8 protein-coding genes are annotated in these 9,821 nt (G+C 70.3%); 6 read left to right on the forward strand and 2 right to left on the reverse strand.

Annotated elements, in window-relative coordinates:
* Positions 1-160: 160 nt before the first annotated feature.
* A complete protein-coding gene (locus tag ACFWIW_RS41865; RefSeq protein ID WP_378373567.1) occupies positions 161-598 on the reverse strand; it encodes a PPOX class F420-dependent oxidoreductase in 438 nt (145 codons plus the stop codon).
* A 109-nt stretch (positions 599-707) separates the two neighbouring features.
* On the opposite strand from ACFWIW_RS41865, the gene ACFWIW_RS41870 reads away from it, so the two are divergent.
* The 5 genes from ACFWIW_RS41870 to ACFWIW_RS41890 are packed head-to-tail and all read left to right on the forward strand — an operon-like array spanning position 708 to position 8,141.
* Complete coding sequence (locus tag ACFWIW_RS41870) at positions 708-2,159, forward strand: hypothetical protein (protein WP_378373572.1); 1,452 nt, start codon at positions 708-710, stop codon at positions 2,157-2,159.
* A gap of 47 nt (positions 2,160-2,206) precedes the next feature.
* The gene (locus ACFWIW_RS41875; protein WP_051071906.1) at positions 2,207-2,947 is read left to right on the forward strand and encodes a hypothetical protein; all 741 of its coding nucleotides are present in this window, start codon (positions 2,207-2,209) and stop codon (positions 2,945-2,947) included.
* A 10-nt stretch (positions 2,948-2,957) separates the two neighbouring features.
* Positions 2,958-7,424 (forward strand): hypothetical protein, encoded by a 4,467-nt coding sequence (locus ACFWIW_RS41880; RefSeq protein ID WP_378373568.1) that lies wholly within the window; start codon positions 2,958-2,960, stop codon positions 7,422-7,424.
* 44 nt (positions 7,425-7,468) lie between these two features.
* Positions 7,469-7,735 (forward strand): type II toxin-antitoxin system Phd/YefM family antitoxin, encoded by a 267-nt coding sequence (locus tag ACFWIW_RS41885; RefSeq protein ID WP_037344006.1) that lies wholly within the window; start codon positions 7,469-7,471, stop codon positions 7,733-7,735.
* Positions 7,725-8,141, forward strand: coding sequence for a type II toxin-antitoxin system VapC family toxin (locus ACFWIW_RS41890; protein WP_378373569.1), 417 nt, complete (start codon positions 7,725-7,727; stop codon positions 8,139-8,141). Before ACFWIW_RS41885 ends, ACFWIW_RS41890 begins: the two co-directional genes overlap by 11 nt.
* A 125-nt stretch (positions 8,142-8,266) precedes the next feature.
* Here the strand turns inward: ACFWIW_RS41890 and ACFWIW_RS41895 are convergent, their stop codons facing one another.
* Entirely contained in the window at positions 8,267-9,205 is a 939-nt protein-coding gene (locus ACFWIW_RS41895) for an AraC family transcriptional regulator (protein WP_378373570.1), read from the reverse strand.
* A gap of 87 nt (positions 9,206-9,292) precedes the next feature.
* On the opposite strand from ACFWIW_RS41895, the gene ACFWIW_RS41900 reads away from it, so the two are divergent.
* On the forward strand, positions 9,293-9,715 hold the full coding sequence (locus tag ACFWIW_RS41900; RefSeq protein WP_378373571.1) for a nitroreductase family deazaflavin-dependent oxidoreductase: 423 nt from the start codon (positions 9,293-9,295) through the stop codon (positions 9,713-9,715).
* Positions 9,716-9,821 lie beyond the last annotated feature (106 nt).

The raw sequence follows: 9,821 nt of genomic DNA on the forward strand, positions 1-9,821 counted from the left end.
ACCCGGGCGGCGTGATGGGGCCGCTTGCTCCCCCGCCCACCGCCTGGGGGCGTCGCGACCCCCACTTTCGGCACCCCCCTTGCCCCTAATGGGGATTTCGCGACAAGCTCAACCCGCGACCACACTCCGGCCAGAGCGGCAGCCCCTCACTCCGAAGGACTCAGCCGGCGATGTCCGCCCGCGCGATCACCTTCGTGATCCGCGCCCGCACCAAGGACTCCTCGGGGACGGCGTTCCGCTTGCCGTAGGCCTCGGCCTTGTCCTCACCCATGTACCGCCCACCGAGCCTGGTCGCCCATTCGAGCATCTCGTCGAGGTCGTCGTGCAACACGGCTTCGGCGGTGAACTGCACATACGAGTAAGGCGGCTTCTGGTCGTCGACGGCGAGCGAGAGCCGCGGGTCGCGCCGCAGCGCTTTCCCCTTGAGGGTGTCCGTGCCGGTGGTGAAGATCAGTTCGTCACCGTCCGGCCCCTCGTTCAGCAGGAACCACACCGGCGTCACGATCGGCGCCCCGTTCGCCCGGACCAGGCCCAGCATGCCCGTCCGCGTCCCCGCGCTCGCGAACTCCCACCATTCGTCCCTGCTCATTTCACGCATGAACGAGACGCTACCGCCGCCCTCTGGGCCGGGCACCCAGGTCACCCGTGCGGGGTGTCGGTGGCGGCGACTAGCCTGGCCTGCTGTGCGAGACGACGAGCTGACCGGGATGGGGCTGGCCGACGAGGGGCTGACGCGCCGCCTCAAGGCGCTGGCCTGCACAGCGCCCTTGCACGACCTCGACGCGCGCAAGTCGAAGCTGGACTGGGCGGACGCCACGATCTACCAGATGGCCGAGATCGCCCTGCACACGATCGACCAGGTCACCGTGTCGATGGACTTCGACACCGGCGCCGATCACGATCAGGTGATCGCGCGGCTGCTGCCGTTCGTCGCGCTCCAGGCGCCCGGCCGGACGCCCGACGAGCACGCCAAGGTGGCCCGGTGGGTGCTCGACAACCTGATCAACGTCGGCACCACCGATCGCGGATTCCGCCGCGTCTACGGCTCCATCGGCCCCGGTGGCGGCTACCAGCGTCGCCAGTTCGACTTCAAACTGCTCGTCGAGCTGGCCGCGCCCGACGGCGAGGTCTACCTGCGCGCCACCGACGAGGCGATCAACGTGCTCGTCGGCGCGCTGGACACCGATGTCGAGTCCGCGCAGATCGCGGCCGAGGTCAAACTGGAGAACCTGATCAACCGCGGCCGCCTCGCCGACGCGAAGCTCGCCGCCGAACAGGCTCGCTACCGCACGGTCCAGTACGGCGAGACGTTGCGCGCCAAACTCGACGCCACCCGCCGTGACGTGCGCGCGGTCGACTGGGAGCGCGAGGTCCCGGACCTGCTGGATCAGGCGCTGTCCCATATCGAGTCCCGGTTCCGCGCCGAGAACGCGATCCTCAAGAACATCACCGCGTCACGGGACGAGACCGAGGACCTCGACCGCAAACGCCGCGCCGCCGAGCTGGTCGACATCGTCAGCGATTGCATCCGCCGCCACACCCGGCTCCAGTCGCGGCTCGCCGACGCGGGTGCGGTGTTCCGCGCCGAACAGGACCGTCAGCAGTTCTCCGGGCCGCCGCAGCGCGCCACGATCGACCTGTTCGGCCAGCTCCTGATGCCGACGCTGCGCCTGCCGATCGCCCAGGCGGTCGCGCCGGCCGAGTCGTTCTTCCACGCCGGTGCCGGGATCTCGCCGCCGACCGTGCCGTCGCTGTCGTCGCTGGTGTCGCTGTTGCTGCGGCCCGCCCCCGAACGCGACCAGCTCGTCGGCGAGATCCCCGAGCCGGAGCTGATGCCCGCCGACGTCACCGACAGGTTCGGCGACGAGCAGTGGCGCCTCGCCGACGACCTGCTCGACCTCCCGGAGGTGCCGCGACGGCTGTCCGGGTTGCTCGAAGAGGCCCGCCGGATCGATCCCGGGCTGCCCGCCCTGGTCGCACTGCGGGCGGTGCACGCCTACAGTCCCGAGGTCGGCGCGGCGCTCCGGCAGGGGGAGCGCCAGGTGCTGCTGGCCGTCGACGACGGCACACTGCTCGAAGACCCCGAGTTCGGCGGGGCGGATCTGTTGCTTTCGTCGGCAGCGGTCGATCGCCGTGAAGAAGAGGAGGAGGTCGCGTGACGACCACAGGGGACGTCGAATCCGCGGCCCGGCTCGTCTCGTTCGGCATGCGCCCGAAACAGCTGCCGTCGAGGGACGTCGTGTACGGCGACCTCGTCCGGCGCTACGGCGAGGACAGGGCGTTCAAACAGCTCACGCACGCGGTCGCGGCCGGTCTCGGGCTGATGGTGCTGGAGGTCAACCTCCAGGCCGGTGCCGTCCTGGCGGCGACCGACGAGTCCGTCTTCGAGATCAAGATGGACAGTTACGCGCGGCAGAGCAAGATCCGCGAACGCCGGGAGACCGAAAAGGTCCTGCACGGGCTCGTCCACCTGGCCACCGCCGCGCTCGGCTACCCGCGCCCGGACGACCTCGCCAACGACACCTACATCGGCCGCGTCAGTGTCGAGCAGGTGGACGCGATGGTGCGCGAGGCCTGCCGGATCCTCGACGAGCGAGCGGCGGAGGCCGAGGCGAACAACGACCCGCTGGCCGACGCGCCCGAACTCGAACAGGCCTGGCGGGCCTACGCCCGGCGTCCGGCGGCCGCCGCGACCAAGGACGGCAGGCTGTCGTCGGACACCACACGCGGCATGGTCGCGCGGGCCCTGCGTTTCCTCGCCGATCAAGGCTTTCTCGTCCAGGTCAGCGGAGAACAGGGCGGGACCTACCGGACGACACCGCGCTATCAGGTGCAGGTGCGGGAACTCGCCGCCGACGCGGCCTTCGACGATCTGCTGGAGCTGAACGTGGTCTCGGTCGCCAACGGCGGCGGGACGTTGCGTGCGGCCGCGTCGGACACGCTCTAGAGGGGAAGAGATGTACGAGCTTTCGCGGGTTCGCCTGCACTCGGTGGGTCCGGCGGGCGCGCGGTATCAGGACGTCGTGCTGGACTTCAGCGGCGTCGGCGCCGCCATCACCGCGCCGAAACAGGACGCGCTGTTCAGCGCCGGGATCCACCTGGCGGGAGAGGGGCCGCCGCGGCGCCCGTCGCCGGCGAGCGTGCTGTTCCTGGAGAACGGCGGCGGGAAGTCCGTCCTGATCAAGCTGATCTTCTCGGTCATGCTGCCCGGCCGCCGCCAGGTGGTCGGCACGACGAACACCAAGGTGCTGGAGAAGTTCGTCGCCGCCAAGGACGTCTCGCACGTCGTGCTGGAGTGGCTGCAGGTCGAGACCGGCCACCGGGTGATCACCGGCAAGGTGTCGGAATGGCGCGGGCACGTGGTGTCGGCCGACTCGGAGAACCTCGTCGATTCCTGGTACTGCTTCCGGCCGACGCCCTCGCTCGATCTGGACTCGCTGCCGCTGACGTCGGACGGCAGGCTGCTGACGATGTCCGGTTTCCACGACCAGCTGGACAAGGTGCACGGCGGCGAGCCGGAACTGGAGCTGTTCTGGACCCGGCGGCACCACGAATGGACGTCCCGGCTCGACGGCCTCGGCCTCGACACCGAGCTTTTCCGCTACCAGCGCGCGATGAACGCAGGTGAGGGCGAGGCGGCCGACGCCTTCGCCTTCAGCACCGACGAGGCGTTCGTCGAGTTCCTGTTGCGCGCGGTGCTTTCGGAGGAGGAGCCGAAGGATCTCGCCGAGGTCGTCGCGACGTACGCGCACAATCTCGCCCAGCGCGGGGACCTGTTGTCGGAGCGGGACTTCGTCGCGGGCGCGCTCGACCTGCTCACGCCGCTGGCGGAAGAGGAAGGCGTCGCCGCCGCGTCGCGGAAGCTCGCCGACGCGGCCCGAGCCGAGATGCGGACGCTGGCCGGTCAGGTCGCCGCCCGCGACAAGCTGGAGAACGAGCGGCTGAGCGGGCTCGAACAGCACGTCGACGAGGTGAAGTCCGCGGAGAAACTGGCCGAGGGCGACCACCGCCGGCTCACCGCCGGGGTCACCGAACTCCGCCGCCTGGTCGGGAAACTACGGCTCGACGAGGCACAGGAGAGCAAGAAGCGGATCGACGGCGAACTGGCCGAGGCCAAGACCGCGGCCGAGGCCTGGCGTGAATGCGCCACCGTGCTCAACCATCTCAACGCCGCCCGCAAGGCCCGCGATTTGCGGGAACTGGTGGGGAATCGCGAGCAGAAGGCGCAGCCCGCCCTGCAGGCGCGCAACGCCGCCGCCGGCGCGCTCGCCAGGGGGTTGCTGGGGCTGGCCAAGAACGCCACCGAGCAGGCGGCGAAGGCCGAAGCCCATGTCGGCGCCCTGCGTGCCGAGGCGGAGAAGGCACAGGCGGAACGCGACGAATCGGCGAACCTCGCGGCCTCGCGCCGGGCGGAGGCCCGGGGGCTCGGCGCGCGGATCGCCGAAATCCGTGAGGAGATCGCCGAAACCGTCCGGTCCGGCGTGCTCAAGGCCGGGGTGGACGTCGCCGAAGCGGCGCGCGCGGCCAGGACCGAGGCCGAGGCGACCGCCGCCGAACTCGTCCGGCGCGAACAGGAGCTCGAACGCGTCGCCGAGGACCTGCGTGCCGCGCAGGCCACGGTCAACGACGCGCACCGCCTCGCGGGGTCCACAAAGGACCGGCTGGAACGCGCGGCCGACGAACTCGACCGCGCCAACCGGCGCACCGACGCGCTCGCCGTCGAACCCCGGCTGAGCGAACTCCTCGGCGTGGACGACGTCGCGCTGGAGACGGATCTCCCGGTGCTGCTGGAACGGCTGCGCGAGGCGGGTTCGGCCGCGGAGAAGGAACAGACCGCGTTGCGGATGGAGGAATCCGTCGACGAGCGCGCACTGAACGCACTCGGTTCGGGTGGTCTCCTGCCCGCTCCCGAAGAGGTTCAGGCCGCGCTCGACGCGCTGGAAGCCGCCGGGATGAACGCGTGGTCCGGCTGGCGCTACCTGTCCACTTTGGACAAGAAGCGGCGGGCGGCCGTGCTGGCCCGCGCTCCCCAGCTGGTCTCGGGGATCCTGCTCAACGAACCGGAACAGGTCCGGCTCGCCGAAAAGGTCTTGGCGGAGCGGCGTCTGCTGCCGAACACGATCATCCCGGTCGCCACCACCGAGGCCACCACGACCGACCGTCTGCCGGGTGAGGCCGGGATCGAATTCCTCGTACCGCCCAATCCGGCCATGTACGACGAGGAAGCCGCCGACGCCGAGCGTGAGGCCATCGCGCTCCGGCACGCGGAACGCCAGCGACGGCTGGAGGCACTGGCGACGTCGCTGGCCGACGACAGCGCCCTGTCGTGGAAGCTCAAGACCTGGCGCGAGGACTACCCGCCCGGCAGCATCGCGACGCTCGCCGAGCAGCTCCAGAACGCCCGCACCGCGCACGAGACCGCTCAAACCGCGTTGGCGCAGGCCGAAAAGGAGTTCCAGCGGCTCGGTGAGAAGGCGGCCGGGCTGCGGGAACGGATCCCCGAGCTGCGCACGGCCTCGGCCGAGGCGGGGGAACGCGTCCGCGGGCTGGAAGCACTCGCCTCGCGTGCCGCGAAGATTCCTGAGTGGACGGACGACGTCGAACGCGCGACAGAGATCGCCGAGCGGGCCGAGGCCACGGCGTCCGAGGCCGCGGTGAAGGCGTCCCGGCTGCGCGAGCAGGCGGGCGAGGAGCAACGCACCGCCGACGGGCACCGGCGTACGGCGACGACCGCGAAGGCGGAACTGGCCGAGGTGCCGGGATCGAGCGACGTCACCGAGGACGATCCCGTGCCCACCGAACCGGTGGACGCGTTGCGGCGTACTTTCGCGTCGGCTTCCGAGGCGTACGCGAAGGTGGAGGTCGGCAGTGATCTCCGTGCCGAACTCGAACAGGCCGAAAGCGTCGAGGCGTCCGCGCGGGCGGCCCTCGAAGCGCTGGACGACGCCGTCCGCGAGCGGGCCTCGGCGCTGCTGGAGACACCGGACGGCTCCGACGCTTCGGCGCGGGCAGCGGCGCAGGCACGCGCGAACCGGGCCGTCGCGGTGCTGGAGGACGAACGCACCGAGATCGTCGGCCTCGTCGCGACCCGCAAGGCGGAACTGGGCCAGCTCCCGGAACAGCCCTCGGCACTCGCCCTCGACGCGAGGCCGAAGGACATCGAGCACGGCCTGGAGCTGATCGACGAAGCCGGCCTCGAAGTGTCCGCCGCCGCGCGGAAGTGGGAGGAACTACAGGAGCGCCGCGCCGCGGCCGAAGCGACGCTGGAGTCCGCGAAGGCCTCCGCGTCCGGCTTCGGTCTGCTGGCCGAATCGATGGCACACCTTCTGTCCAAAGAGGATGAAGAGGCGCCGTTCGAGGGTGACGTCGAATCCGCGCGCGCCAAGCATTCCCGGCTCAACACGGCGCTCACCGAGGCCCAGGACGCGGCCGACGCGGGTGACCGCCGGGTGCGGGCCGCGGCCGACCAGCTCGCGCAGTACGCCACGGACAAGCGGTTCGAAAAGCTCAGCACGCCGGTGCGGCAGCAGGTGATCTCGGTCCGCCGCGACCAGCTTCCCGCCCACGCCGGCGAATGGGCCGAGGCGTTGCGGCCGCGGCTGCGCACGCTCACCGACGATCTCGCGCAGATCGACCGGCACCGCGGCGGCATCATCACCCGCCTGCAGGGCATGGTCGACGGCGCGCTGCGCACACTCCGTGCGGCACAACGGGTTTCGCGGCTGCCGGACGGTCTCGGCGACTGGTCCGGGCAGGAGTTCCTGCGGATCCGCTTCACCGAACTCGAAGAGAACGTGCTCGCCGAGAAGCTGGGCGAGGTCGTCGACGAGGCCGCGGTGGGGAAGACCTCGGACGGCCGCGATGTCAAACGGGACGGGCTCTCGCTCGTGCTGCGCGGCGTGCAGGCCGCCGCTCCCAAGGGTTTCCGGGTCGACATGCTGAAGCCGGACTCGGTGCTGCGGACCGAACGGCAGCGCGTCTCCGAGATCCGGGACGTGTTCTCCGGCGGGCAGCAGCTGACCGCGGCGATCATCCTGTACTGCACGTTGGCGGCGCTGCGGGCGAACAACCGCGGCAAGGCCCGCAACCGGCACTCCGGCGTGCTGTTCCTCGACAACCCGATCGGCCGCGCGTCGGCGGGCTACCTGCTGGAACTGCAGCGCGCGGTCGCGGAGGCGCTGGGCGTCCAGCTGATCTACACCACCGGCCTGTTCGACGCCGGCGCGCTGAGCGAGTTCCCGTTGATCGTGCGGCTGCGCAACGACGCGGACCTGCGGGCGGGACGCAAGTACCTGTCCGTCGACGCGACGATCCGGAACGCGACCGACGAACTCGGCGAGCCGGACGGGGTCGCGCGGCTTTCGGCGACGCGGCTGTTCACGCGACCGTCGGAGAAGCCTGAGCAGGAGGAAGAGACAGCCTGACGCAGGATGTGGCACGCCGTGCCACCCTGCGCTAACCTCGATTCATGAGCGTTCAGCACGAGATCTCCCAGCGCGATCTCCGGAACCGGTCCGGCGAGATCATGGACGCGGTCGAGCACGGCGAGACCTTCACCGTGACCCGTAGCGGCTCGCCCATCGCCCAGCTGGTCCCGCTGTGTCGCCGTCACGCCGTTTCCCGCGAGCAGTTCGCCACCGGGTCGGCCAACGCTCCGCTCATCGACCCGGACAGGTTCCGCGCGGACCTCGACGACGCTTTCGAAGGGGAGGCGGAAGATCCCTATGGCCGCTGAGGTCCACGGCCTGCTCGACACGAACATCCTCATCCTCCGGAGGACGATCGACCACGCCCAGCTGCCGGACCTGATGTCGATCAGCACGATCACGCTCGCCGAACTGTCGGCGGGGCCGCACTACGCCACCGATCCGGCCGAGCGCGCCCGGCGTACGGATCTGCTGCAACGGGTGGAGTCCGAATTCGACCCGTTGCCCTTCGGGACCGAGGCGGCCAGGATCTTCGGCCGGGTGTCGGCGTCCGTGCTCGCGATGGACAGGACACCCCGGCGCCGGGTGGCCGATCTGATGATCGCCAGCGTGGCCATCGCGCACCGGATGCCGCTCTACACGACGAATCCGCAGGATTTCGAAGGCCTGAAGGAACTTCTCGAGGTCGTTCCGGTCACCCGGCCGGGCGCCTGACCTCACTGCTGACCAGGAGCGAAGGCTCCTTTCGCCGCATTAGACGCGGCGAAAGGAGCTTTCCGCCCACCGCGACCCGCCCACCGAGCCGACACATGTTCGCCCGGTGACCACCCCGGTTCCGGTCACCCGGACGGCGTGAGGCGCTCCCGCGTCGAGCTCCGGTACTGCCCGGGCGCCTGGTCCCGGGCGCGCCGGAACGCCCGGCTGAACGCGTACACCGACGTGTAACCGACCGAGCGGGCGATGGTGTCCACCGTGTCGTCCGTGTCCCGCAGCCGGACCGCGGCGAGGTCCATCCGCCACAGGGTCAGGTAGTCGCTGGGCGTCCGGCCGGTGGTTTCGCGGAATCGGCGGGTCAGCGTGCTGCGTGAGGTCGCCAGTTCCGCCGCGAGCAGGTCGGTGGTCCAGGGTTTCGCCGGATCCTCGTGGATCTTGGCGAGCGCGACGCCGATCAGCGGATCGCCGAGGATGCCGAGCCAGGTTCCCCGCGTCTCGGCCGGTTTTTCCGTCCGCCAAGCGCGGAGCAGCTGGACCAGGAGGATGTCGACGAGCCGGTTGAGGACGAACTCGGTGGCGATCTGCGGGCTCGCCAGTTCCCGCGACAGCAACCGGACGGTGTCGTCAAGCCCGTCTCGGCCGCGGTTCGCGCGGATGTGCACCACCTCCGGCAGGGTGGCGAGCACCTGGGTGGACACCGCCGGGTCGTAGTCGTAGGACGCGCCGAGGACGTGGGTCTCGACCTCCCCGGAGCCCAGCCGCAGCACGCCGCCGCAGTCCCGCGCCTTCTCCGCCGCGGTGCACACATTGGGAATGATCGCGACGTCCGGGGCGCTGCGCAGGGTGTGCTCCGGCCCGTTCGGCAATAGGACGACGTCGCCGGGCATGAGCTGCCGCGGCGGGTGCCCGGCCAGTTCCAGCCAGGCCGTCCCGCAGGTGATGGCGTAGAAGGCGGCGCGCGGGAGGCCGTGCCAGAGGATGCCCCACGGCCCGGACGCCTCGATGCGTGCTCCGGCGGTGCCCCGGACGCCGCCCACGGCGAGCACTTCGGCCAAGAGGTCCATTGCAGCGATGGTAATGCGACAGATGGATATGTTCATGGCGGTTTCGAGCATCGATATGGTCACTCGGTGCGCCATACGATCGAGGTCATGACAGAAACGTTCGACTTCGACAAGATCAACCGAAGCGTGATCGCGGAGTTCCGTGAGCGGGGCGGCAAAGCGGGCGGCATGTTCGAGGGCTATCCGCTCGTCCTCGTCCACCACACCGGCGCGAAGTCCGGTACCGAGCGGATCGCGCCGCTCGTCCCGCTTCTCGAGGACGACCGGATCTACATCTTCGCGAGCAAGGGCGGCGCCGACGACAACCCCGCGTGGTTCCACAACCTGGTGGCCAACCCGGACACCAAGGTCGAGCTCGGCACCGAGACCTTCCCGGTCCGCGCGCGGTTGCTCGCCGGCGCCGAGCGCGACGAGGTCTACGCCAGGCAGTCGGCCGTCATGCCGCAATTCGCCGAGTACCAGAGCAAGACCAGCCGGGTGATCCCGGTGTTCGAGCTGGAGCGGGTCTAGCCCCTCGTGAGTGGCGAGGACGGTTCTAAAAAAACAAGCCCCCAACCAGAAACGCCCCCCCCCCGGCCGGCGCGCAGTTTTGAGGCACCCGGGGTTTAAAACACAC

It is taken from the genome of Amycolatopsis sp. NPDC058340, from assembly GCF_042723975.1.
Taxonomy (GTDB): Bacteria; Actinomycetota; Actinomycetes; order Mycobacteriales; family Pseudonocardiaceae; genus Amycolatopsis.